Annotated in this window: 20 protein-coding genes; 14 read left to right on the top strand and 6 right to left on the bottom strand. The window is 69.8% G+C overall.

Annotated features, from left to right (window positions below; all coding sequences use genetic code 11):
* The first annotated feature begins 39 nt into the window (after positions 1-39).
* Positions 40-1,044 carry an ABC transporter substrate-binding protein gene (locus AB0H76_RS06300; RefSeq protein WP_357318121.1) on the top strand — a complete coding sequence of 335 codons (1,005 nt, stop codon included), beginning with the start codon at positions 40-42 and terminating at the stop codon, positions 1,042-1,044.
* A complete protein-coding gene (entS, locus tag AB0H76_RS06305) occupies positions 1,041-2,300 on the top strand; it encodes an enterobactin transporter EntS (RefSeq protein ID WP_357318123.1) in 1,260 nt (419 codons plus the stop codon). Before AB0H76_RS06300 ends, entS begins: the two co-directional genes overlap by 4 nt.
* 86 nt (positions 2,301-2,386) lie before the next feature.
* On the opposite strand, the gene AB0H76_RS06310 is transcribed toward entS, so the two are convergent.
* Positions 2,387-4,030, bottom strand: coding sequence for an AMP-binding protein (locus AB0H76_RS06310; protein WP_357318126.1), 1,644 nt, complete (start codon positions 4,028-4,030; stop codon positions 2,387-2,389).
* Between the two features lie 55 nt (positions 4,031-4,085).
* On the opposite strand from AB0H76_RS06310, the gene AB0H76_RS06315 reads away from it, so the two are divergent.
* The 3 genes from AB0H76_RS06315 to AB0H76_RS06325 all read left to right on the top strand — a co-directional run bounded on the left by AB0H76_RS06315 (position 4,086) and on the right by AB0H76_RS06325 (position 6,547).
* Positions 4,086-4,889, top strand: coding sequence for an SDR family oxidoreductase (locus AB0H76_RS06315; protein ID WP_357318129.1), 804 nt, complete (start codon positions 4,086-4,088; stop codon positions 4,887-4,889).
* Between the two features lie 45 nt (positions 4,890-4,934).
* Positions 4,935-5,582, top strand: a complete 648-nt coding sequence (locus tag AB0H76_RS06320; RefSeq protein WP_357318132.1) for an isochorismatase family protein — start codon at positions 4,935-4,937, stop codon at positions 5,580-5,582.
* 122 nt (positions 5,583-5,704) lie between these two features.
* On the top strand, positions 5,705-6,547 hold the full coding sequence (locus tag AB0H76_RS06325) for an AMP-binding protein (RefSeq protein WP_357320465.1): 843 nt from the start codon (positions 5,705-5,707) through the stop codon (positions 6,545-6,547).
* Here AB0H76_RS06325 and AB0H76_RS06330 read toward each other — a convergent pair.
* The gene (locus tag AB0H76_RS06330; protein ID WP_357318135.1) at positions 6,461-8,386 is read right to left on the bottom strand and encodes a hypothetical protein; all 1,926 of its coding nucleotides are present in this window, start codon (positions 8,384-8,386) and stop codon (positions 6,461-6,463) included. The two genes, AB0H76_RS06325 and AB0H76_RS06330, sit on opposite strands and share 87 nt — an antisense overlap.
* A gap of 131 nt (positions 8,387-8,517) precedes the next feature.
* The gene (locus tag AB0H76_RS06335) at positions 8,518-9,663 is read right to left on the bottom strand and encodes an isochorismate synthase (protein WP_357320467.1); all 1,146 of its coding nucleotides are present in this window, start codon (positions 9,661-9,663) and stop codon (positions 8,518-8,520) included.
* Between the two features lie 146 nt (positions 9,664-9,809).
* On the opposite strand from AB0H76_RS06335, the gene AB0H76_RS06340 reads away from it, so the two are divergent.
* The 3 genes from AB0H76_RS06340 to AB0H76_RS06350 are packed head-to-tail and all read left to right on the top strand — an operon-like array spanning position 9,810 to position 12,004.
* The gene (locus AB0H76_RS06340; RefSeq protein ID WP_357318138.1) at positions 9,810-10,058 is read left to right on the top strand and encodes a phosphopantetheine-binding protein; all 249 of its coding nucleotides are present in this window, start codon (positions 9,810-9,812) and stop codon (positions 10,056-10,058) included.
* Complete coding sequence (locus tag AB0H76_RS06345; RefSeq protein ID WP_357318141.1) at positions 10,058-11,347, top strand: SidA/IucD/PvdA family monooxygenase; 1,290 nt, start codon at positions 10,058-10,060, stop codon at positions 11,345-11,347. The genes AB0H76_RS06340 and AB0H76_RS06345 overlap by 1 nt, the downstream gene beginning before the upstream one ends.
* 21 nt (positions 11,348-11,368) lie before the next feature.
* Positions 11,369-12,004, top strand: coding sequence for a histone deacetylase (locus tag AB0H76_RS06350; RefSeq protein ID WP_357318144.1), 636 nt, complete (start codon positions 11,369-11,371; stop codon positions 12,002-12,004).
* Positions 12,005-12,321: 317 nt separating this feature from the next.
* On the opposite strand, the gene AB0H76_RS06355 is transcribed toward AB0H76_RS06350, so the two are convergent.
* Both AB0H76_RS06355 and lexA read right to left on the bottom strand, forming a co-directional pair.
* Positions 12,322-12,726: a DUF4440 domain-containing protein gene (locus tag AB0H76_RS06355; protein WP_357318147.1), complete on the bottom strand. Its 405-nt coding sequence runs from the start codon at positions 12,724-12,726 to the stop codon at positions 12,322-12,324.
* A gap of 95 nt (positions 12,727-12,821) precedes the next feature.
* A complete protein-coding gene (lexA, locus tag AB0H76_RS06360) occupies positions 12,822-13,484 on the bottom strand; it encodes a transcriptional repressor LexA (RefSeq protein WP_357320470.1) in 663 nt (220 codons plus the stop codon).
* Positions 13,485-13,735: 251 nt separating this feature from the next.
* Between lexA and AB0H76_RS06365 the strand changes: the two genes are divergently transcribed.
* From AB0H76_RS06365 to nrdR, 3 genes are all read left to right on the top strand, one after another.
* The gene (locus AB0H76_RS06365) at positions 13,736-14,194 is read left to right on the top strand and encodes a hypothetical protein (RefSeq protein ID WP_357318150.1); all 459 of its coding nucleotides are present in this window, start codon (positions 13,736-13,738) and stop codon (positions 14,192-14,194) included.
* Positions 14,195-14,328: 134 nt separating this feature from the next.
* Positions 14,329-15,588, top strand: a complete 1,260-nt coding sequence (locus tag AB0H76_RS06370; RefSeq protein WP_357318153.1) for a hypothetical protein — start codon at positions 14,329-14,331, stop codon at positions 15,586-15,588.
* Between the two features lie 71 nt (positions 15,589-15,659).
* A complete protein-coding gene (gene nrdR, locus AB0H76_RS06375) occupies positions 15,660-16,127 on the top strand; it encodes a transcriptional regulator NrdR (RefSeq protein ID WP_357318156.1) in 468 nt (155 codons plus the stop codon).
* A 58-nt stretch (positions 16,128-16,185) separates the two neighbouring features.
* On the opposite strand, the gene hrpA is transcribed toward nrdR, so the two are convergent.
* On the bottom strand, positions 16,186-20,346 hold the full coding sequence (gene hrpA, locus AB0H76_RS06380; RefSeq protein ID WP_357318159.1) for an ATP-dependent RNA helicase HrpA: 4,161 nt from the start codon (positions 20,344-20,346) through the stop codon (positions 16,186-16,188).
* Positions 20,347-20,483: 137 nt separating this feature from the next.
* Here hrpA and AB0H76_RS06385 point away from each other — a divergent pair, with 137 nt between their 5' ends.
* The 3 genes from AB0H76_RS06385 to AB0H76_RS06395 all read left to right on the top strand — a co-directional run bounded on the left by AB0H76_RS06385 (position 20,484) and on the right by AB0H76_RS06395 (position 23,071).
* Positions 20,484-21,116, top strand: coding sequence for a Pr6Pr family membrane protein (locus tag AB0H76_RS06385; RefSeq protein WP_357318161.1), 633 nt, complete (start codon positions 20,484-20,486; stop codon positions 21,114-21,116).
* 93 nt (positions 21,117-21,209) lie between these two features.
* On the top strand, positions 21,210-21,851 hold the full coding sequence (locus AB0H76_RS06390; protein WP_357318164.1) for a Pr6Pr family membrane protein: 642 nt from the start codon (positions 21,210-21,212) through the stop codon (positions 21,849-21,851).
* Positions 21,848-23,071, top strand: a complete 1,224-nt coding sequence (locus AB0H76_RS06395; protein ID WP_357318167.1) for an aminotransferase class III-fold pyridoxal phosphate-dependent enzyme — start codon at positions 21,848-21,850, stop codon at positions 23,069-23,071. The genes AB0H76_RS06390 and AB0H76_RS06395 overlap by 4 nt, the downstream gene beginning before the upstream one ends.
* Position 23,072: the final 1 nt, after the last annotated feature.

Genomic DNA, 23,072 nt, shown 5'->3' on the forward strand with positions numbered 1-23,072 from the left:
CATCGGCCACCCCGGTGGCCGAGCACAACAAGGAGAGAAATGAGTTCATCGACCATGCCGTCCGGCAGTCGCCCGCGGCGGGTTGCCGCACTGCTGGCGCTGCTGCTCGCGGCGTTGACCGCGCTGATCGGATGCGGTTCGGACACCGACACCGCGTCGTCGGAGGGCAGCACCCGCGTCATCCAGACCGAGCGCGGCCCGGTGACCGTGCCCGCGCAGGCCAAGCGGATCGTGGTGCTCAGCGGCGGCCTGACCGGCTACCTGTACGCGCTGGACGCGCCGGTGGCGGCCACCGACACCCGCGTGCTCGGCGTCACCAACTTCGATGGCGGCTTCCCGCCGTCCTGGGCGGCCAAGGCCAAGGAGCAGGGCACCAAGCAGCTGCCCGCCGGTGAGGAACTCAATATCGAGGCCGTGGCCGCGGCCGCGCCGGACCTGATCATCGGTGGCGGACAGGGCATCACGGCCGTGCAGGCCGAGAAGCTGTACGACAAGCTGACCGTCATCGCGCCGACCATCCTGGTCCCCAAGACCGTGGCGGCGTGGCAGGACCAGCTGCGCCAGGTCGCCGACGCCGCCGGTCGCTCGGACAAGGTCGAGGCCCTGGTCGGCGCGTACCGCGACAAGGTCGCCAAGGTGAAGTCCTCGATCAAGGTGCCGGCCGGTAGCTTCGCCGTGCTGCTCTCGCTGCCCAACAACGAGCCCTACCTGGTTCCGCAGAGCGCGGCGCTGCCCGCGCTGCTCAGCGAACTGGGCTTCCAGGCCGACGACGTGCTGGCCAAGGCGGGCAACCCGAAGCTGTTCGGCTCCGGTGACTCCTTCGCCGTCAGCCCCGAACTGCTGTCCAAGGCCGCCGACGCCCCGCAGGCGTTCGTGCTGCCGGTCGGTGGTCGCTCGGTGGATCAGCTGAAGCAGGATCAGGTGTACGCGAATCTGCCCTCGTTCAAGGGCAATACGCTCTACGAGCTGCCCGCCACCAGCTACCGCCCCGACTACGACGGTGCGATGGCTACCCTCGACGTCATCGCGAAGCGCTTCGCGTGAGACGGCTGGGTGGGCTGGTTATCGATATCGCGCCGCTGCGAACCAGCCGCGCGTTCCGGTATGCCTTTGCCGCACGGCTGATCTCGCTGCTCGGTATCGGACTGCTGATCGTCGCTGTACCGGCTCAGATGTATCAGCTCACCCGGTCGAACCTGCAGGTCGCCGGCGTCTCGGTGGTGATGGCGGCGGCGATGTTCGCCGGTAGCCTGGCCGGCGGCGTGCTCGCCGACCGGTTCGACCGGCGGCGCACCATCCAATTCTCGCGCACCGCGGCGGGATTGGGCTTCCTGGTGCTCGGCGTGAACGCGCTGACCGACCATCCCGCGGTGTGGGTGATCTACGCCGCCGCGGGCATCGACGGGCTGGCCGGCGGCGTGAGCAGTACCGCGCTGATGGCGCTGACCCCGGCGCTGGTGGGGCGCGACAAGATGGCCGCCGCGGGCGCGCTGGTCACCCTCACCACCGATCTGGGCACCATGATCACTCCCGCGATCGCCGGTGTGATCATCGCCGCGGGCGGGGTCTCGGTCACCTACTTCGTGGCCGCCGCCGCGACCGCGATCACGGTCACGCTGTTCCAGGAGGTCGGCCCGGCCGCACCGCCGGAAACGGCCCGCGAGACGCCGTGGCAAGCCTTGCGGACCGGTCTGCGATTCGCCATGGGGGAACGCACGATTCGCGGCGTGCTGATCGTCGGCCTGGTGGTGATGCTGGCCAGCGGCCCGACGGTGCTGCTGCCCGCCTTCGTCGATCAGGTGCTGCACGCGGGCCCGGCGACGTTGGGCCTGCTCTACGGCGCGCCCGCGGTCGGTGCGGTGATCGGCACCCTGACCAGCGGCTGGACCGGCGGTGTCCGGCGCAGTGGGCTGGCGCTGCTGGCCTCGATGGCGGGGTTGCCGATCGGCTTTCTGATCATGGGCGGCGCCGGGCAGGTCGCGATCGGCGCGGTCGTCGTGGCCTTCCTCGGTATGGCCGGCTACGGCCTGGCGCGAGCGGTCAACGACATCTTCCGGTTCGCGGTGTTGCAGCACAACACCCCCGATGAGCTGCGCGGTCGCGTCTCCAGCCTGTGGCTGATCCAGGCGGTCGCGGGCACGGCGCTGGGGTCGATGACGGCGGGCCTGCTCGGCCAGTTCTTCGCACCCGATATCGCGCTGCTGGTCTACGGCGCCCTCGTGGCTGCGGTGGGCGCGTTCCTGTTCGCGACGCTCACCGCTGTCCGTTCCGCTACCGCACCGGAATCCGTCCAGGCCTGAGGATTTCGTTGCCCCGGCACACCTGCGGCCGGGACCCGGACACAAGTCCCGGGTCCCGGCCGCGACGTATGCCGGGGCGAGAGCCGCTAGCGGTTGGCGCGCTCGGACAGCGCGGCGCGCAGCGCCCGGCGGCTGGTCTTACCGACCCCGGTTTCCGGGAAACTGTCCACCACCTGGACCAGGTCCGGGAGCTTCCATGCCGCCACCCCGCGCTCCCGGACGAACTTGCGCAGCTCCGCGAGCGTCGGCGCGGCCGCCGGATCGGTGGCCAGCACGAACGCGCAGGTGCGCTCGCCCAGCGCCGCATCGGGCACCGAGACGATGGCGGCGTCGCGCACGGCCGGATGCTCGAGCAGATGCTCCTCGAGCTCCTCGGCCGAGACCTTCTCGCCGCCGCGATTCACGCGGTCGCCGTCGCGGCCCTTGACCACCAGGTTGCCGTCGGGTCGCAGGGCGACCACGTCGCCGGTCCGGTACCAGCCTTCCGCGGTGAACGAGCGCTCGTTCGCCTCGGGATTGTTGTAGTAGCCGCGAATCGTGTACGGCCCCTTGGTGATCAGCATGCCGTCCGCGCCCGGCGCGACGGGCGCGCCGTCGGCGTCGACCACGGCGACCTGATCGAGATCCGACATCGGCCGGCCCTGCGTGCCCATGATCACCTCTTCGGGATCATCGAGGCGGGTATAGCAGACCAGGCCCTCGGCCATGCCGAACACCTGCTGCACGGTGACGCCCAGCGCCGGCCCGATCCGGCGCGCCAGCTCGTCGGGGCAGCGCGCGCCGCCGACCAGCAGCACCCGCAGACTCGAAAGATCATGGGGCGTACCCGCTTCGGCGCGCTCGGCCCAGACCCGGGCCAGCGGCGGCACCAGGCCGGAGATGGTCACCCCGAACCGCTCGATCGCCGCGAACGCGGTGCTCGGCGTGGGATCGGCCGCCAGCGCGACGGTGCCGCCCGCGAACAGCGCGCCCAGGATGCCCGGCGAGCTCATCGGGAAGTTGTGTGCCACCGGCAGCGCGGCCAGATACACACTGCCGGAGTCGAGTCCGCAGAGTTCGGCGCTGCGGCGCACGCTGTAGAGGTAGTCGTCGTGGGTGCGGGGGATGAGCTTCGGAATGCCGGTGCTGCCGCCCGACAGCTGCAGGAACGCCACCTCGGCGGCGTCGAGGACCGGGAATTCCCCGGGCGTGCGGCGCAATTCGTCCAGCCCGACCGTGCCCGCGGGCGCGGCCGCGCCGCGATCCGCGACGACGATCACGTGGTCGAGCTCGGCCGCCGCGCCGCGCACGGTCTCGGCCAGCGCCGCGTGATCGAAGAGCTGATGGTGATGGCAGGTGATCAGGGCGACCGCGCCGCTGGCCTGGGCGATCGGCACCAGCTCGGCCTGGCGGTGCGCGGGCAGGCAGAACACCGGCAGCGCCCCGGCCTGGAACAAACCGAAGATCACCTCGACGAACTCGGCGATGTTCGGCAGCTGCACCAGTACCCGGTCCCGCGGCCGGATGCCGAGCTCGGCGAACCCGGTGGCCAATTCCTGTGCCCGGGTCTGCAATTCGGCGTAGGTCCAGCGCTGCGCGGTGTCGACCACGGCCACGGCGTCCGGGTGCCTCGCGGCCCGCGCGGCCAGCAGGTCGCTGAAGGTTTCGCCGGTCCAGTAACCGAGCGAGCGGTAGAGCTCGGCTTCGGCGGGCGGCCACGGAGTGAAGCCGGGGAGTGGGGAGTCCAACATCGAGCCCTTCCATCGAGCATTGTCATTCGCGAGAAAGTCAGTATAGGCTAACCTTATGTCGCAGAGCTGGGAAGCGTGTGGTCCGGTCGTCGTCACCGGGGCGGCGGCAGGGATCGGCCGGGCGGTCGCGGAATTGTTCGCGGCGCGCTCGGCGCCGGTATCGCTGTGGGACACCGATCCCGCGGTCTTCCGGGTGCGCACCGAGATCCGTGCCGCCGAGGGTGATTTCGTCGGGCACGCGGCCCGCGTCGATGTTTCCGACGAGGACGCGGTGGCCGGCGCCTTCGCCGACGCCGCCCGGGCCATCGGCCCGATATCGGTGCTGGTGCACGCCGCGGGCGTGCTGGAAACCGGTGACGCCGCGGATCTGACGGCGGCACAGTGGAATCGGTGCCTGACCGTGAACGCCACCGGCACAATGAACGTCACCCGGCTGGCGGCCGCGGCGATGGCGGCCAACGGTGGCGGCGCGATCGTCGTGGTCACCTCCAACGCCGCGAGTACGCCCCGCGCCGGAATGGCCGCCTACGGTGCGTCCAAGGCCGCGGCGGCCGCGTTCGCCCGCTCGCTCGGGCTCGAGGTCGCCGCGCAGGGTGTCCGGGTGAACCTGGTCTCGCCGGGTTCCACCGATACGCCCATGCTGCGCGGGATGCACGGCGCCGACGCCGAACTGGCCGACATCGCCCGCGAACGCATCATCGCCGGTGACCCGGACCGCTACCGGGCCGGAATTCCGTTGCGCCGCATCGGTCTTCCGGAGGACGTGGCCGAGGCCGCGTACTTCCTCGCCTCACCGGCCGCCCGGCACATCACGCTGCACGACCTGCGGGTCGACGGCGGCGCCACCCTCGACATGTAACCGCTGAAAACCCGTTCATCGAGCCTGTCCCCGAGAGGATTTGTTTTGGCCATCCCGCCGATCGCCCCCTACACGCTGCCGTCGCCCGATGAGGTCGAGGACAACCGGGTGCCCTGGTCGCTGGAGCCCTCGCGCGCCGCGCTGCTGATCCACGATATGCAGCAGTACTTCATCGACGCCTACCGCACCGATCAGGAGCCGATGGCCACTGCGCTGGCCAATATCCGCCGGTTACGCCAATTCTGCACGGTGGCGGGCATTCCCGTGATCTACACGATGCAGCCCGGGGATCAGCATCCCTCGCGGCGCGGCATCCTGGCCGACTTCTGGGGCACCGGGCTGGAGAACGGCCCGCAGGCGCAGGTGGTGCCCGAGCTGGCGCCGGGACCCTCCGACATCCAGGTCACCAAGTGGCGCTACTCGGCCTTCCAGCGCACCGACCTGCGCGAGCTGCTCAGCCACTACCAGCGCGACCAGTTGATCATCACCGGCGTCTACGCCCACATGGGCTGCATGCTCAGCGCGGCCGAGGCGTTCATGAGCGATGTGCGGCCGTTCTTCGCCCTCGACGCCACCGCGGATTTCACCCGCGAGGACCATCTGATGGCGGTGAATTATGTGGCGCGGCGCTGCGGTGTGGTGGCCACGACCGACGAGCTGGAGATGAGCCTGCGTCAGGTGCGGGCCGCCTGATCCACCGGATAGTGACCTGGGTCACTATTTCCCAAATCGGACATTCGTTGGTTAGGGTTTCCTTACCTTTCCGGCCGGAAGGGTTTCCGGTTTCGAGGTCGTGAGGTGGCACAGCAGTGCAGATGATGACGCGGATCGCGCAGGCGGTCGAAGGAATCGGACACTCCTTCGACCGGACGGCGATCCTCGACGAGGACTGCCTGCACACCTACGACCTGCTCGCCGAAGGCGTGGAGCTGCTGGCCGAGGAACTGGTCGCGGCCGGCCTGCGCGGTGGCGACCGGGTCGCGGTCTACATCCACTTCGGGTACGCGGGCCTGCTCGCGGCGCTCGCGGTGAACTACGCGGGCGCCGTGGCCATTCCGCTCGACATCCGGGAGACCTGCGCGGTCACCGAACGCAAACTGCGGGTCGCGGGCGCGCACTGGGTGCTCGGGCACGTCACCGACGATCACATCGTGGAGGAGATCGCGGGCCGCGAGGATCCGCTCACGGTCAGCGTGGCCGAGGCGTACACGCTCATCGGATTGCCCAGCGCCGCCGCGCGTTCGGGCGCGGGGTTCGCCTTCTGCACGCCGGAGGGTTTCGCCTGCCGCGCGGTCGACACCGAAGTGCTGGCCGACACCGCGCGCACCGTTGCCCGGCAGTGGGACATCGACGCGGACGACACCGTCGCGCTCGGGCCCGATCTGGGTGAGTTCGAAGCGTTCCTGGCCGCGTCCGCCGCCCTGGTCTCGGGTGCGACCCTGTGCCTGGCCGAGGCGGGGGAGCAGTGGGATTCGGCCTCGGTGCTGGTACAGGCGGAGCGCGGGAGCGACACGCCGCCGCCAGGGGACCGGCCAGTCGTGGCGCGGCTCGGCCGGGTGCCGGCGCGGGAGTCAGCCGGTTACGAGGTCCGCGAGTCCCGTCTCCCCGCGCGCCCGCAGCGCTTCGCCGACACCCCGCAGATCCGTCGCTGCGGGTAGCCAGATCGCCTCCGCGAGCGCGGCGCCCACCTGCCCCTTGGGCAACCGGGCCGCCTGGGAATGCCCGGTGGCGGCCAGCGCCCGGCGCACCTTGTCGCCGCTGCCGACCGCGGCCACCGGCACCACGTCGAACCGCAAACCCGATGCGCCAGGGGTGAATTCGAGGAAAACCTCGTCCCCGGCCGACAGCCCCAGATCATCGGTGAAGCGCTTGATGGTGCCGCAGCGCGCCTGCACCGACACCCACAGCACCGCCTGCGGCCCGAGCCGGCTCGCCAGCTCGACCGGATGATTCGGGCCGACCCCGACCAGGCCCGCCAGCGCCGAGGGCAGATTGAACGCCGAGCCCTTCAGGTGCGCGGCCGCGATCGTGGTGCGCCAGCGCACCACCTCGCCCTCGCGATACAACCCCCGGGTCTTGGCCGGCGACTTACGCGGCGCGTAGCTGCGTTCGCGCCGGGTGACCACACCGGCGTTGGTGACGTATTCGCCGGTCGCGGCATAGGTCCGGACGCTGACCTCGCGCACGTCGAAGTTGCGCGTCACCTGCCGGACCAGCTCCTCGAGCTCGATCCGGCCGCCGTTGGCGTCCAGGATCTCCCCGATCTGGCGGTGGATCGGCACATAGCGGGTGCCCCACCGGGTCAGGCCCCAGCGGGTGCGGTCGGCCTTGCCGAAGCGGTCGTCGGCGACCATCGCGTTGCGGATGCTCGACACCGAACGCGCGGGCACCACCGCCGCCTGGATCTCGGCCACCGTCAGCGGTTCGCCGGACAGGGCCAGCACGGCCGCGATCGCGTCGTGCACCGAGGCCGACCGGGTCAGCACATGCCGCTCGACCACGCGGTAGCCGAGGTAGGCCAGCAGCCGTTCGGTCTCGTCCAGCGGCAGCTCGAAAGTCGCTGCCGCCGCGGTCATTTCGACCAGCCCCTCCGGTGAAGCGGCCGCCGTCAGGAGCTTGCGGACCCGTTGGCGCGCGGCCTCGGCGGACGTCTCGACGAGCCAGTCGTCGATGACGTCGATCCGATCGTCGAGCCGGATCAGAACCTGCCACAGCCGCAGGTCGAGCCCCGCGACCGGCCCGGTGAGATCCGGGTCGGCGGCGCAGACCCGGGCCAGCGCCGCCATCGGCCGCGCCGCGGCGGCCAGGACGTCGGCGGCGCGCTGCAACTCGCGCGAGGCGCGGAACATCGTCCGCACCTGAACCCGCAGCCGGCTGTCGAGCTGATTCACCCGCTCCCGTGAGATGCCCAGTTCGATACCGCAGCTGATCAGCGTCATCGGCTTCACGGCGAGAATGCGCGCGGTGAGCAGAAACCGGTCCCGGTCGCTCAATCCGGCCACGAAGGCCTCGAATTCGGCGACCGCGGGCGTGGCCGAGTGCACCGGAATGCTGCAGCGCACCAGCGCCGCCCCGATTTCGGCGAGTGCCGCCGGTCCGATGCCGGGCTCGGCCGCCAGGTCCCGCACGGTCTGGGCGCCAAGGGCGGCCAGATCGCCGTCCTCGCCCAGCGCGATGCGCACCTTCGCGCTCAGCGCCAAGTCGCCGAAATCGGCGGTCGCGAATGCGAACGGAAATGCGGCGGCCAACTCCATATCCCGATGCCGCGCCACGAAAACCGCCGCGATACGGCGGCACACCTCGCCGAGAAATTCCGGCGGTACCCCCGCACCGGCCGGTGTCGACATCCACGCATTCGGAATGAGTTCGTTCTCACCGAGGAGTGACGGGCCGGCGCGATGCGCGCTCAGCCACGGCAATATCTCCAGCCAAGAACGCCCCGCGGCCACGCGCGGTAGGGGCTGCGCCTTTTCGGCAGCACCCGGCGAACCACTCACAGGCTGTTTCTCCTCGCTATGCCCGCCCCAGTTGAACTGGGTCGATCATAGGCGCACCTGGTGAATTCGCCCGGTCCGCGGGGTGGTCAGCAAGGATTCGGCGTGTCCGGCGAACCGGGCCGAACCGGGACTCAGTGTTCGGTCGCGCCCAGCGCGGCGAGCATGGTCCCGAATTTCGTTGTGGTCTCGGCGAGTTCGGCGTCCGGGTCGGATTCGGCGACAATCCCGCCGCCGGCGTAGGCCAGAATCGAACGGCCGTCGGCCGACAATTCCGCGCACCGGATACTGACCATCCATTCACCGTCGCCGTCGGCGGATGCCCAGCCGACCGCACCGGCGTAGAAGCCGCGGTCGCCTTCGAGCCCGGTGATGAGTTCGCGGGCGGCCGCGGTGGGCGTGCCGCACACCGCGGGCGTCGGGTGCATGGCCAGCGCCAGATCCAGGGCCGTCACCGCCGGATCGCGCACGATGGCGGTGATGGGTGTACCGAGGTGCCACAGCTTCGGGGTGCTGGTGAGTTCGGGGGTGTCCGGGATGACCACCTCGTCGCACAGCGGCGTCAGCGCCGCGCGCACCTGGTCGATGACGAACGCGTGCTCGCGCAGGTTCTTGGCTGAATCCAGCAGGGTCGCGGCGGTTTCCCGATCGGTCACCGGATCCGCGTGGCGGGGAGCGCTGCCGGCCAGGGGATGGCAGGTGACCACCTCGCCGCTGCGCCGCACCAGGACCTCCGGGGTCGCGCCGACCAGGGCCTTGCCCGTGTAGTCCGGTCCGGCGGGGGACAGGTCGACGCTGAAGCCGTTGCCGAAGGCGTCACCGGCGACGAGCCGGTCCAGGATCTGCGCGGCGGTCACCGGCGCCGAGCCGGCCAGCCGTAGGGCGCGGGCCAGCACCACCTTGTCGAGCACGGTGCCGGCCTCCGACAGCGTCGCGATCAGCTCCTTCAGCCGCTGCAAGTGCTCGGCGGCTTCGGGAATCGCCGCCTCGACCGCGATCGGCGGGAGGGTGGCCGCGCCGGCCCGCAGCGGGCCCGGCGTCACCGACACCGTGGACGGCGCCCACAGCGCGGCCGGTGCGCCCGGGTCGAAGGGCAGCGCGCCGACGATGTGGGTGACGATGCCCGAACGCAGTGTGGCCGCCGCCTGCTCGGCGTTCTTGAAGGTCGCGACCTGTCCGTCGGCGTGCACGGTGGCGTGCGGACGAGACAGGACGAACGCCGCCGCCGAGGGTGCGAGGGCTGTGGTGTCCTCGCTGCGTGCCGGGCTGAAGATGTTGATGGCGTTGCCTTTCCGTGCACGACCGGCTCCCCGAGGCATTTGACAGCCTATCCCGGTCTATGACCAATATGGTAGAAGTTAGTGTAGCCTAAACAAACGTTGGACGGGCTGGGTGAGTGATCCAGCCGCACGGACCGAGGAGTCGCATGAACGAGGCTTTGACCGCGCTCGACCGGCAGCAGGTGCGCGCCGATATCGCCGCCGCACTCGACGTGCGACCGGAGGAATTGGCCGAAGACACCAACCTGCTCGACGCGGGCCTGGATTCGGTGCGCCTGATGTCGCTGGTGGAGAAGTGGCGGGCCGCGGGGGCGACGCAGATCGATTTCGTCACGCTGGCGGCCGAGCCGGTGCTCGGTCTGTGGCTGGATGTGGTCACCCCCGAGGTCGCGTGATGCCGCACTCCGAGGACATCGTCGATATCGCCGGAATCGGCTTCGGGCCCTCGAATCTCGCACTGGCCATCGCGCTCGCGGAATTCAACGAGAACCGCAGCGCGGGCACGGCGTTGACCGCCCGCTTCGTCGAGCGCAAGGAAGAGTTCGGCTGGCACCCGGGCATGCTGCTACCCGGCGCGACGATGCAGATCTCCTTCCTCAAGGACCTGGTCACGCAGCGGAACGTGCACAGCCGCTTCACCTTCCTGGGCTATCTGGCCGAACGCGGCCGGCTCAACGACTTCATCAACTACCAGACCTTCTTCCCCACCCGCGTGGAGTTCCACGACTACCTGGCGTGGGCGGCGAGCACCGTCGAGGCCGACGTGCGCTACGGCACCACCGCGGAGACGATCACCGATGCCGGTGACTGCTTCGAGATCCGCCTGGCTGGTCGCGCGGCGGGCGTGCTGCGGGCGCGCAATATCGTGGTGGCGGGCGGGCTTTCGGCGCAACTGCCGGCGGGTGTCACCGCGGGGCCGCGGGTGTTCCACAATCACCATCTGCTCCCCGGGCTGGCCGCGCTGCCGGAGCAGACCCAGCAGCGTTTCGTCGTGCTCGGCGCCGGGCAGAGCGCCGCCGAGGTGGTGCAGTACCTGCACACCACCTACCCGGGCTCGGCCGTGCACGCGGTGTTCGCGAAGTACGGTTTCAGTCCCTCCGACGACAGCCCGTACGCCAACCGGATCTTCGATCCCGCGGCCGTCGACGACTTCCACTCCGCGACACCGGAATTCCGGCGCCGGCTGATGAATTACCACCGCGGCACCAATTATTCGGCCGTGGACCTGCCGTTGATCGAGGAGCTCTACGCCCGCGAGTACGCCGAACGGGTCAGCGGTACCCGGCGGCTGTTCATGCACGGCGCCTCGCGCGCGGCGCGGGTCACCGACACCGGCGACGGCGTGACGGTGACCGTCGAGCACGAGCCGACCGGGCTGACCGAGGAACTGCGCTGCGACGCGGTCGTCTGCGCCACCGGCTTCCGGCCGATGCCGTTGCGCTCGCTGCTCGGCGACCTGGCCGAGCGCGTCGTCACCGACGCCGACGGGCCCCGGGTCGCCCGCGACTACCGGCTGGTCACCAGCACGCCGCTGCCCGGCGGGATCTACCTGCAGGGCGGGACCGAGCACACGCACGGCATCTCCTCCTCGCTGCTGTCGAACGTGGCGGTGCGGTCCGGGGAGATCGTGCGCGCGGTGGCCCGCGACCCCGCGGTGCGGCCGGTCGCCGTGACAGGCGCCTAGATGTGGACGCACCATGGCTGAGTGAGGGTTTGGTACGCGTCCTACGGCTCGAACATGCACCGGCACCGGCTGCGCTGCTATCTGCGCGGCGGGCGGCCCGAGGGCGGCGCGCTCACGCTGCCGGGCTGTCGTGATGGCGCGGACCCCGCGCGATCGGTCCCGCTACTGCTGCCCGGCGTGCTGTACTTCGCGACCGAATCCCTCACCTGGACCGGCGGGCGCGCCTTCTACGACCCGCAGGTGCCGGGCGAGACCGCCGTCGCGGCACACCTGATCAGCGCCGCGCAGTTCAGCGATATCTTCGCGCAGGAGATGTATCGCGCGCCCGGCGCCGATCTGGATCTGACCGAGGTGCTCGACACCGGCCGGGCGACCTTCGGCCCCGGCCGGTACGAAACCGTGGTGCGCGCGGGCACCCGCGACGGTCATCCGGTGCTCACCTTCACCGCGCCGTGGCGCTACCGCGATCTGCCCGGCAATCCGCCGGCCGCGGCCTATCTCCGGCACCTCGCCGCGGGCCTGTGCGCCACCCACGGCTGGGGCCCCGCGGAGATCGCCGGTTATCTCGGTTCGCGCCCCGGGGCGAATCTCGGCTGGACCCCGGAAACCGTCGCGGCGCTTTTGCGTCCCATCCGCGTTTCCGCCCGTACCGAATAACAGTCGAATCCGCCAACGAGAAGGAAGGTACACGATGATTCCCAACCTTATCGGCAGCATTGTCGGCTCGGTCAACAGCTTCCTTTACCTGCTTTTGATGCCCTAGTTCGCGAAGCCCGGAACGGGGCTCGCGTCGTTCCGGGCATTTCGAAGCACCAATCCCCCTCCGCCGGAAAAGCATTCCGTCCAGACGTAGGTATTGTCCGGACTGCGAGCGGATCTACGGCGTCCGCGCTTTCGACTGCAAACGCCCTTCGGTTGATCCGACGGCATGCGCGCGGTGCGCTCCAAGAAATTCGACGACGTGCTGCCCTGAGCTAGCTGCCCGAGGGGTTGTCGATGACGTAGCGCCACTGCCCGTCGCTGCCGCGGCGCACGACATCGGTCGCGGCGCCGGACACGTCGACGGGCGTGCCGTCGGCGGCTGTGCCCCGCATCGTCCAATCGACAAGCAGCAGGGCGACATTGACGACGGTGTAGCACTGGCGGATATGCGCGGTCATCGGCACGCCGAGACTCACGAGATGCGCCAGCGCGGCCGAACGCCCGGCCTCGCTGACCGCGTGCCCGGGTGTGGGCACCACCACCGCGTCCGGTTCGTACAGCAGGTCGAGGGCGGCGAGGTCGCGCGCGTTGAACAGTTCTACGCGCTGTGCGATGAGCTGGGTGATCGCGTCGGGAACGGGCGTGGTGGAACCGGGCAGGTCGTGATCGAGCGTCATGATTCAGGGATCGTAATTCGTTGCCGGGCAGGATGATCGCCGGACGGCCTGGAACCGTGCGGCGGGCGGCGAAACTTCGCCGCCCGCCGTGGGCGCTACACCTTGCGGATGACTGTGACTACCTTGCCGAGGATGCGGGCGTCGTTACCCGGGATCGGCTCGAACAGCGGGTTGTGCGGCAGCAGCCACACGTCGTTGCCCGTGCGTTTGAACGTCTTGACGGTGGCCTCGCCGTCGATCATGGCGGCCACGATCTCGCCGTTGTCGGCGACGTTCTGCTGGCGCACCACCACCCAGTCCCCGTCGCAGATCGCGGCGTCGATCATCGACTGGCCGACCACCTTGAGCAGGAACAGCGAACCGTCGCCGACCAATTCGCGCGGCAGCGGGAAGACGTCCTCCACGGCCTGCTCGGCCAGGATCGGGCCACCGGCGGCGATCCGGCCCAGCACGGGCACGAAGGTCGGGGTGGGACGACTGGCATCCTCGGCCTCGTGGTCGGCGCCGTGCAGGCTCGTCACCGAGCGCACCGTGTCGTCGAGGATGCGGACGTCCACGGCGCGTGGACGATTCGGGTCGCGCCGTAAATAACCCTTACGCTCCAGGGCCCGTAACTGATGGGCAACCGAGGAGGTAGAGGTGAGCCCGACCGCGTCGCCGATCTCCCGGATGCTCGGGGGGTAGCCACGCTCGCTCACCGAGGAGCGGATGACGTCTAGGACCTTGCGCTGACGCACGGTGAGATCCGCCCCGGTCAGGGGCTGGTCGGTACCGACTCCGCTCTCGTCGCCCGTGCCGTCTGTGTGGCTCACCGGAACCCGCCTTCCTGCTGTAGATGATGTCGCCTCTTGAATTTAGTCCGGTCACGCCGATGTTTCAAACACCTGTTCGACCCAAGTCGTGTTTCTTGCTGACTTTGTCGGTGCCGCGTGGTAGAAATCGAACATCAGTTCTTCGAACGCATGATCGAATAGCCGCTCTCCTCAGCACCCACCCGGAGGTTCGTCCGATGAGCACAGCGATCCGCGAGACCACAGCTCCCTCCCTCTATGAACTCGGCCTCGTGCCCGCCGTGCCGGTCGCCGTCGAACCGGCCGAACCGGCTGAACCGGCCGCCGCGCCGCTGGTCCGGCAGTCGCACCACATCACCCTGCGCGCACTGGATTCGGCGCCGCGCCGGCTCGCGGACCGGCGCCCGCGCGACAGCCGCCCGGCCGGTGCGGTGCCGGCGCACCGGCGCACCGGAATCACCCGGCCGCCGCAGGGCGCCCATCCGATGGATCCGCGCGTGGCCGAGGCCCAGGTCGGGTTCGCGGTGCTCGCGGTGGCCGCGCTGCTGAGCGCGCTCGTGGTCACCTCGCTCATCCTGCTGGCGCAGTGGCGGGCGGGCAGCTTCGGGGTCCAGCCGGCGACCACGCCGGTCGTGGTGGAACAGCTGCCCGCCGCGGATCCGGGGCATGTCCGTTAGCGGATCTGTTGCGGCCGAGGCCGGTTCGCGGGCCGTGGCCGGAATTATCGATCGAGAATCAGAACACGTTGCTACGGTGCTGAGCGACGTGTCCGAGGCAGTTACTGCCATGATCGATTTCGGGATTTCACGCGATGACGCACCACACCGCCGGACGCTCACACCGTTCGCCTCGGGCAGCCCGGCTGGCCGTGCTGTTCACCTGTCTGCTGCTCGGGCTCGGCGCGCTGCCCGCCGCCCAGGCCGAGCCCGCCTACGCCGCCTACCTGGATCTGCCCGCCGTCAACGCTGACGGGTCGAGCGGCGGCGGCCTGAATCCCACGCTGCCCCTGGACGAATCGGTCCTGCGCGCGGCGCTGGAGGCGGCCCGCGCCGACGGCGTCGCCCCGCAGCGTTACGGCACCCTGCTCCACCAGTACTGGCTCGTCGTCGCCACCGGCAATGCCGAGATCGACCTCGCCGCCTGGGATCCCAGCCGCGGCGTCGCGGTCAACGAGCGCACCTTCAGCCAGGTGTACGTCAACTATCTGCGCTTGACCACCCAGCATCCGGAGCTCTGGTGGGCCGGCCTGGCGGGCATCGCGGGCGGCTCCTTCGCCTCCGGATTCTTCGATCTGCGCGATGCGGGCGTCATCCTGGACGTGCCGGGCATCCACCAGCTCGGCAATGCCGTAGCCGACCTGTTGCGCGCCACCCCGGCCGAATTGGTCGCCAAGGTCCCCGCCGATATCAAGCTGCTGGCCGCCGAGGGCGCACGGCTCAGCGCCGCCGATATCACCTGGTACCAAACCCGGCTGATGATCATGCAGAAGCACATCTTCACCGACCTGGTGCCCATGCACGAGGCCTACGTCGCCGCGGGGATGGCCGGCATCGAGGAGATGCTGAGCGCCGGTGTGATCGACGCGAGCATCCGCACCGCCTGGCAGTCCATCGCCACGGGCACCCGCGAGGGCTACATCGATGCGCTGGTCCGGATGACCGACCGCGAACAGAACTACGTCATCGCCGACCAATGGGACGCCACGTCGAGCGGGCGCGGCGCGATGGGCCGGGTCCTCACCTATGTCAGTACCGTCGCCGGCAAACCGGCCGTGCCGGGCGTGCGCGCACCGGGCAGCTTCCGCCCCGCCGTCGTCAGCGCCGACGTCGCCGGGCGCACCCTGAGCCTGCGCACCCCGCTGCCCGCCTTCAACTGGGCCGACCGCGAGGACCGCTGGAGCTACATCATGGGCGACCTCAATCCGCGCCACATCGACATGGAATCCAACTCGGCCCTGGCCGCCGCGGTGCTCGGCGAATCGTTCTGGAACAAGCTCGCCCAGGGCCGCGCGATCGCCCGCATCCCGGAGTTGATCTCCGATATGACTCAGCAGTGGGCCGTGGTGGAGTAGCTACCGAGCGAAATCGGTGGTAGGCCCCGAGTATCCTCGAAGAACTATGGCATCGACGAAGGATCTCTCGGATGCATTGCCCGTACTGCCGGCACCCTGACTCGCGGGTCGTCGACTCGCGCGAGGCCGAGGAGGGCGCGGCCATCCGCCGTCGCCGCTCCTGCCCGAATTGCGGCCGCCGGTTCACCACGGTGGAGACGGCGATCCTGTCCGTGGTCAAACGCAGCGGCGTCACCGAACCGTTCAGCCGTGAGAAAGTCATTCGCGGTGTGCGCCGGGCGTGTCAAGGCCGCGAAGTCGACGACGACGCCCTGAACCTGCTCGCGCAGAAGGTCGAGGACGCGGTGCGCGCCAAGGGTTCTCCCGAGGTGCCGAGCCACGAGGTCGGATTGGCCATCCTCGGCCCGCTGCGCGATCTCGACGAGGTCGCCTACCTGCGCTTCGCCTCGGTCTACCGGTCCTTCACCTCCGCCGACGACTTCGAACGCGAGATCCAGGACATGCGGACCGCCCGCGCCGAAGCCGCCCCCGCCGACTGACCCACCGCCCATCCCGGACCGCCGAGCGCCAGCGCGCTCGGCGGTTCTTCCGTCTGTCTCAGCGGCGGACGGCGGAGATGGCCTTCTCGATCCGTTTCACAGAGATCGGGTAGGGGGTGCCGAGCTTCTGGGCGAACAAGCTGACGCGCAGTTCCTCGATCATCCACCAGATCTCGACGACATCGGGGGCGGCCCTGCGGTGCTCGGGCAGAGCGTTGAGGAGCCGGTCGTAGGCGCTCAGTGCGCGATCCACCTCGATCATGCCCTGCCGGTCCCGCCCCGCCGAGGCGGGAAGGGCTTCCAGGCGCGCGGTGGCGGCCTGCAGGTAGCGCGGGACTTCGCGCAGCCGGGCGCCGCCGAACTCGGAGATGAAGCCGGGGAAGACCAGTTCGTCGACCTGGTGGCGCACGTCCTCGGCGATATCCTGCTCCCGCGTTTCGGTGAGTGCGGCCGAAACCCGGTGCGCGGCAGCGAGAATCGGCACGGACGCGCGGACCAGGCGAACGACCGCGGTGGAGAGCTGCGGGCGGATCGCGGCCACGAGCGCGCTGAAACGCTCCGGATCGTTGACCGGACCGCCTGCGCCGGCGATCAATTCGTCGGCGGCGGCCGCACGGCAATCCTCGACCAGGGCGTCGAGCGAACCGTAGGGGTTCTGGCTCAGCGCGAGCCGGTCGGCGGGCGGCAGGCCCGCGGTGACGGTGCGCGGCGAGGTCGCGATGGCGTGCAGGACCAGGTGCCTGGTGCCCGCGCGCATGGCGGCGGCCTGCTCGGCGGGGGAGCTGAGCACGCGCACGGCCACACCCGGGCCCTCGGGAACCAGGGCCGGATAACCGGTCACGGTCTGCCCGGCGACCTCGCGGCGCACGGTCGGCTCGACCGTGCCGAGGGATTCCGAGGTCCACACCGTGCTCGCCGCGCGTTCGGCGCCCGCGGTCGCCCGGGCCACGGAGGCGGAAACCTGTTCGGCGAGTTGCGTTTTCAGCGCGGTCAGGCTCTTGCCCTTGGCCAGTACCCGGCCGCCGCCGTCCACGGCGGCGAAGGTCATGCGCAGATGATCGGGCAGCGCGGCCGGGTCCAGATCGGCGGGGGAGATGGTGATCGAACCGAGGCGCGACAGTTCGCGCGCCAGCCCGGTGCGCAGCGGCTCGGCCCGCGCGGTGAGCGCGGCCAGCGCGGCGGCGGCATAGTCCGGAGCCGGAACCACCTGGCGGCGCAGGGTTTTCGGCAGGATTTTGATCAGCGCGGCGGCGAGTTCTTCGCGCATGCCCGGCACCAGCCAGTCGAAGCCGACCGGGCGGACGTGCGCGAGCTGCTCGACCGGGATGCGGACGGTGACGCCGTCGTCGTCCTGGCCGGGCTCGAACTGATAGGTCAGCGGGAAGCTCAGCTCACCCTGGCGCCAGGCGTCGGGGAAGTCGGTCGGATCCAGGGCGACCGCGCCGTCGTTGACGACCGTGGACTTCGAGAACTCCAGCAGCGCCGGGTCTTTGCGCTTGGCCGTCTTCCACCAGCTGTCGAAGTGCCGGACCGAGACGATATCGGCGGGGACGCGCTGATCGTAGAACTCGAACAGCACCTCGTCGTCGACGAGGATGTCGCGGCGGCGGGCCCGGTGCTCCAGATCGGCGACGTCGTCGAGCAGGGCGCGATTGCGGTGGAAGAACTCGTGGCCGGTCTGCCATTCGCCCTGCACCAGGGCGTGGCGGATGAACAACTCGCGCGAGATCTCCGGATCGATGCGCCCGTAGTCGACGGGCCGGCTCACCACCAGCGGGATCCCGTACAGGGTCACCCGCTCGTAGGCCCGTGCCGCGCCTCGCTTGGACGACCAATGCGGCTCGGAGTAGGTGCGTTTGACCAGATCACCGGCGAGCTGCTCGGCCCATTCCGGCTCCACCCGCGCGGCCATCCGGCCCCACAGGCGCGAGGTCTCGACCAGTTCGGCGGCCATCACCCAGCGCGGCGGCTTCTTGGCCAGGGAAGAGCCCGGGAAGATCATGAACTTGGCGTTGCGGGCGCCCAGGAACTCCCGTGATTCGGCTTCCCGCACGCCGATGTGGGAGAGCATGCCCGCCAGCAGCGACTGGTGGATCGCCGTGGAATCCCAAGGTAAGCCATCGGATTCGGCGATAGTCGCGGTCGGCGCCGCTTCGTTCTTGCCGCGCTTGGCATTCCGGCCGCCCGATCGACGGCCGCCCTCTGGTCCGCCCGCGTTCCGCCCGGAGGCTTTGCCGCGCCCGCCCTCGGATGTGCTTGCCGCCCGGTCGGTCTCGCCCGGCGCGCCTTCGCTCGACGAGCTCTCGGCCGACCAGCCCAGCCCCCGGGTGATCGTGCGTAACTGGCCGTGCAGATCCTGCCACTCCCGGATCCGCAGGTAATGCAGGAACTCGTCGCGGCACATCCGGCGGAACTGGTTGGACGACAACGCCTTGCGCTGGTCGGTCAGGTAGTCCCAGAGTCGCAGGTAGGCCAGGAAGTCCGAGCCCTCCACCGCGAACCGGGCGTGCTTGAGATCGGAGGCCTGCTGATGCTCGGCCGGGCGCTCGCGCACATCCTGGATCGAGAGCGCCGCGACGATGATCAGCACCTCGGCCAGGCAGCCGTTGCGCTGCCCCTGCACCAGCATGCGCGCCATCCGCGGGTCGACCGGCAGCTGTGCCATCTCGCGCCCGAGCGGGGTGAGGGTCAAGGCGGTCTCGCCCGCCGGCGCGGCCTCGGCGGTGTCGGAATCCGTTTGTGGCGCGAGCTTGTTCGCGCCCGGGCGCGCGAGCGCGCCCAGCTCCTCCAGCAGCGCGATGCCGTCGCGGATCGCGCGCTTGTCCGGCGCCTCCACGAACGGGAAGTTCTCGATATCGCCCAGTCCGAGCGCCGTCATCTGCAGGATGACCGCGGCCAGATTGGTGCGCAGGATCTCCGGTTCGGTGAACGCGGGCCGGGATTCGAAGTCGTCCTCCGAATACAGCCGGATGGCGATACCGTCGGCCACACGACCGCAACGCCCGGAGCGCTGCCGCGCCGAGGCCTGCGACACCTCCTCGATCGGCAGACGCTGCACCTTGGTGCGCATCGAATAGCGGGAGATCCGCGCGGTGCCCGGGTCCACGACGTACCGGATGCCCGGCACCGTGAGCGAGGTCTCGGCGACGTTGGTGGCCAGCACGACCCGACGTCCGGTGTGCGCCTGGAAGACCCGGTGCTGCTCGGCCGCCGACAGGCGCGCGTAGAGCGGCACGATCTCGGTGCGCGCCAGGTTCAGGTCGCGCAAAGCGTCCGCGGTGTCCCGGATTTCGCGTTCGCCGGAGAGGAAGACGAGCACGTCGCCGTCGCCCTCGTCGAACAGCTCGCGCACCGCGTCGCCGATGGCGTCGACCGGGTCGCGATCCACGATCCGGGTGTCCTCGTCGTCGTCCGGCGTGGCCGAGGGCAATTCCAGCGCGAGTGGCCGATACCGGATCTCCACCGGATAGGACCGGCCCGACACCTCGACAATCGGTGCGGGCGTGCCCTTCTCGTCGGCGAAGTGGCGCGCGAACAGTTCCGGATCGATGGTCGCGGAGGTGATGATCAGCTTCAGGTCCGGCCGGCGCGGTAGCAACTGCTTGAGGTAGCCGAGCAGGAAGTCGATATTGAGGCTGCGCTCGTGCGCCTCGTCGATGATGATCGTGTCGTAGCGGCGCAGCAGCCGGTCGCGCTGGATCTCGGCGAGCAGGATGCCGTCGGTCATCAGCTTGACCAGCGTGCGGTCCGAGGCGTGATCGGTGAACCGCACCGTGTAGCCGACGACATCGCCGAGTTCGGTGCCGAGTTCCTCGGCGATCCGCTCGGCCACCGTGCGCGCGGCCAGCCGGCGCGGCTGGGTGTGGCCGATGGTGCCGCGCACGCCGCGCCCCAGCTCCAGGCAGATCTTCGGGATCTGGGTGGTCTTGCCCGACCCGGTCTCGCCCGCGACGATCACCACCTGGTGCGCGGCGATCGCCGCCGCGATGTCCTCGCGGCGCTGGGTGACGGGCAGTTGCTCGGGGTAGCGGATCTGCGGCACCGCCGCCCGGCGCCCCTCGACGCGCAGCTCGGCGGCCTCGATCTCGGCCGTCACGCTCGCGAGTTCGGTGCCGCGGGCGCGATCCAGCTTGCGGCGCAGCCGGTATTCGTCGCGGAGCGAGAGGTTCGCCAGTCGGGTGCGGAGCTCGCGCACTGCGGGGTCGGCTGTCCTGGTCATGGCATCGTCAAGCCTAGCGAACCCCGCATACCAGCCGGTCAGCACAGGTCCCGAGACCGAACAGGTGTGATTGCTGATCGAGTGCTGCGTTGCGTTTCCGGCCCCTGTGACAGCTGTGTTCGTGCGATCATCAGACGATGAACACCAGCTCAGGAACGCCGCTGTGGATCCGGATCCTTCGAGTTGCCTTCGGTGTGCTCACCATTGTCGCGCTGGTCTGGATCCCGCTGCGCGAGCTCGATTCGCCGACCTACTCGATCGCGAACTTCTTCAGCTACTTCACCATCGAGTCCAATGTTCTGGCGGTGGTCGTGCTGCTGATCGGCGGTCTGAGCGACCCGCACAGCCGTCGGTGGCAGGTGTTCCGTGGGGCCGCGACGCTGTACATGGTGATCACCGGCCTGGTGTACGCGGTGCTGCTCGCCGACGTCGATGTGATGCTGACCGACCAGTGGATCAACGTCGTCCTGCATCGGCTGATCCCGATCGTGATGCTGGTGGACTGGGTGCTGGTACCGGTCGCCTTGCGGCTGTCCGCCGGCCTGATCGGCGGCTGGCTCGTCTTTCCCGTCCTGTACGGCGTCTACAGCCTGGTGCGCGGGCCGATCGTGGACTGGTATCCCTATCCGTTCCTCGATCCGCGCGAGCAGGGCTACGGGCCGCTCGCCGTCGGGCTCGTCATCCTGGTGGCCGTGTTCGTTCTGCTTGCCCTGGCCATCGCGCTGCTGGGGGCCGTCGCCGGTCGCTGGCGGCGGCCGAAACCTGTCTGAGCAAACCCTGAGTGAATCTGACGGCGGGCGCTCTCCAGGCAGCGCCCGTGTAAGAATCGCTGGATGCACGCCGCCGAGGTGTCGCCCGGTTCTGTGAGGTCCCCGCGCTGGCTGCGGGGGCTGCGCGTGGCATTCGCCGGACTGGCCCTTGTGGCGTTGATCGCCGGGCCGATCCAGCAGGCGGGATCTCCTGGCTACACACTGGCGAATCATCTGAGCTACTTCACGATCCAGTCCAACATTTTCGCCATGGCGATCCTGCTGATCGGCGGACTGCTCGATCCCGGTAGCCGGCGCTGGCAGGTGTTTCGCGGCGCGGCCACGCTCTACCTGGTCATCACCGGAATCGTGTACGCGGCGCTGCTGTCGGATGTGGCGCTGGGGGCCGAGCGCCCGTGGGTCAACGACATGCTGCACCGGGTGCTGCCGATCGTCCTGCTCGCGGACTGGATGGCAGCCCCGTACGCGCTCGGAATCAGCGCGCGACTGATCGGAACGTGGCTGGCGTACCCGTCGGTATATTGCGCGTATACCCTGTTTCGCGGGCCGATCGTGGACTGGTATCCGTACCCGTTCCTCGACCCGCGCGGGCAGGGATACGTCTCGATGACGATCGGCCTGGTGGTATTGGGTGTGGCGTTCGCGCTGCTCGCCGTCGCTGTCGTCGCCCTCGGCGAACTGGCCGGCCGGTGGTGCGGTGCGGCGGAGTCCGACAAGCAAAGGTGGTTGGAATGACAGCGTTGTGGCATGGCTTCGCCGATATGGGGGCCATCGAGAAGGACGGTGCGTTCGTCGTCGCGCGCGGCGAGGGCGCCTACATCTACGACCAGGCGGGCACCCGCTATCTCGACGCCACCGCCGGGCTGTGGTTCACCAACATCGGGCACGGCCGCGGCGAGATCGCCGACGCCGTCGCCGCTCAGTTGCGCCAGATCGCGCACTACTCCAACTTCGGTGACCTGGCCGCCCCCGCCACCCAGGAGCTGGCCGAGAAGCTGGCGACCATCGCGCCGGTCCCGGGCAGCAAGATCTTCTTCACCTCCGGCGGCTCGGACTCGGTCGACACCGCTGCCAAGCTGGCCCGCCGCTACTGGCGGGAAATGGGCAAGCCGGACAAGAAGATCCTGGTCAGCCGACAGAAGGCTTACCACGGCATGCATGTCGGCGGCACCGCGCTCGCGGGCATCCCGGTCAACGGCGAGGGCTACGGCGAGCTCATGGCCGACACCCGCGTGATCGCCTGGGACGACGCGAAGGCGCTGCTGGCCCTGATCGAGCAGACCGGCGCGGAGAACATCGCCGCCTTCTTCTGCGAACCCATCATCGGCGCGGGCGGGGTCTACCTGCCGCCGCAGGGCTACCTGGCCGAGGTGCGCCAGATCTGCCGCGACAACGACATCCTGTTCGTCGCCGACGAGGTCGTCACCGGTTTCGGCCGGATCGGCGGGTCCTGGTTCGCCTCCACCCGCTTCGATCTGCGGCCCGACCTGATGACCACCGCCAAGGGCCTGACCTCCGGCTACCTCCCGATGGGCGCGGTCTTCATCGCCCCGCACATCGCCGAGCCGTTCTTCGCCGGTGGCGTCTGGTGGCGGCACGGCTACACCTACGGCGGCCACGCCGCGGCCGCCGCCGCGGCCCTGGCCAACCTCGCGATCATCGAGCGCGAGAACCTGCTCGCGGAGTCGGCGCGCCTGGAAGCCACGCTGCACGAGAAGCTGGCGCCGCTGGCCGAGCACCCGCGCGTCGCCGAGATCCGCAGCGGCCTCGGCGCTGTCGCCGCCATCCAGCTGGCCGATCCGGCCGAAGGCCTCCCGCTGGTCAAAACCCTGCGCACGCACGGCATCTCCGGTCGGGCCGCCGGCCAGGGTGCGATGCAGATCTCCCCGTCCTTCGTCATGACCGACGCCCAGGTCGACGAACTCGTCGAAGGTTTCGGCAAGGCCCTCGGCTGAG

This window comes from Nocardia sp. NPDC050712 (assembly GCF_040654295.1).
Classification (GTDB): Bacteria; Actinomycetota; Actinomycetes; order Mycobacteriales; family Mycobacteriaceae; genus Nocardia.

Bases quoted from the DNA above. Each gene is read 5' to 3' on its own strand.
- AB0H76_RS06340 (WP_357318138.1), top strand. From the start codon at position 9,810: ATGAACGAGGCTTTGACCGCGCTCGACCGGCAGCAGGTGCGCGCCGAT.
- AB0H76_RS06355 (WP_357318147.1), bottom strand. From the start codon at position 12,726: ATGACGCTCGATCACGACCTGCCCGGTTCCACCACGCCCGTTCCCGAC.
- hrpA (WP_357318159.1), bottom strand. From the start codon at position 20,346: ATGACCAGGACAGCCGACCCCGCAGTGCGCGAGCTCCGCACCCGACTG.
- AB0H76_RS06370 (WP_357318153.1), top strand. From the start codon at position 14,329: ATGACGCACCACACCGCCGGACGCTCACACCGTTCGCCTCGGGCAGCC.
- AB0H76_RS06385 (WP_357318161.1), top strand. From the start codon at position 20,484: ATGAACACCAGCTCAGGAACGCCGCTGTGGATCCGGATCCTTCGAGTT.
- AB0H76_RS06345 (WP_357318141.1), top strand. From the start codon at position 10,058: ATGCCGCACTCCGAGGACATCGTCGATATCGCCGGAATCGGCTTCGGG.
- AB0H76_RS06365 (WP_357318150.1), top strand. From the start codon at position 13,736: ATGAGCACAGCGATCCGCGAGACCACAGCTCCCTCCCTCTATGAACTC.
- AB0H76_RS06310 (WP_357318126.1), bottom strand. From the start codon at position 4,030: ATGTTGGACTCCCCACTCCCCGGCTTCACTCCGTGGCCGCCCGCCGAA.
- nrdR (WP_357318156.1), top strand. From the start codon at position 15,660: ATGCATTGCCCGTACTGCCGGCACCCTGACTCGCGGGTCGTCGACTCG.
- AB0H76_RS06315 (WP_357318129.1), top strand. From the start codon at position 4,086: ATGTCGCAGAGCTGGGAAGCGTGTGGTCCGGTCGTCGTCACCGGGGCG.
- AB0H76_RS06300 (WP_357318121.1), top strand. From the start codon at position 40: ATGAGTTCATCGACCATGCCGTCCGGCAGTCGCCCGCGGCGGGTTGCC.
- AB0H76_RS06395 (WP_357318167.1), top strand. From the start codon at position 21,848: ATGACAGCGTTGTGGCATGGCTTCGCCGATATGGGGGCCATCGAGAAG.
- AB0H76_RS06325 (WP_357320465.1), top strand. From the start codon at position 5,705: ATGATGACGCGGATCGCGCAGGCGGTCGAAGGAATCGGACACTCCTTC.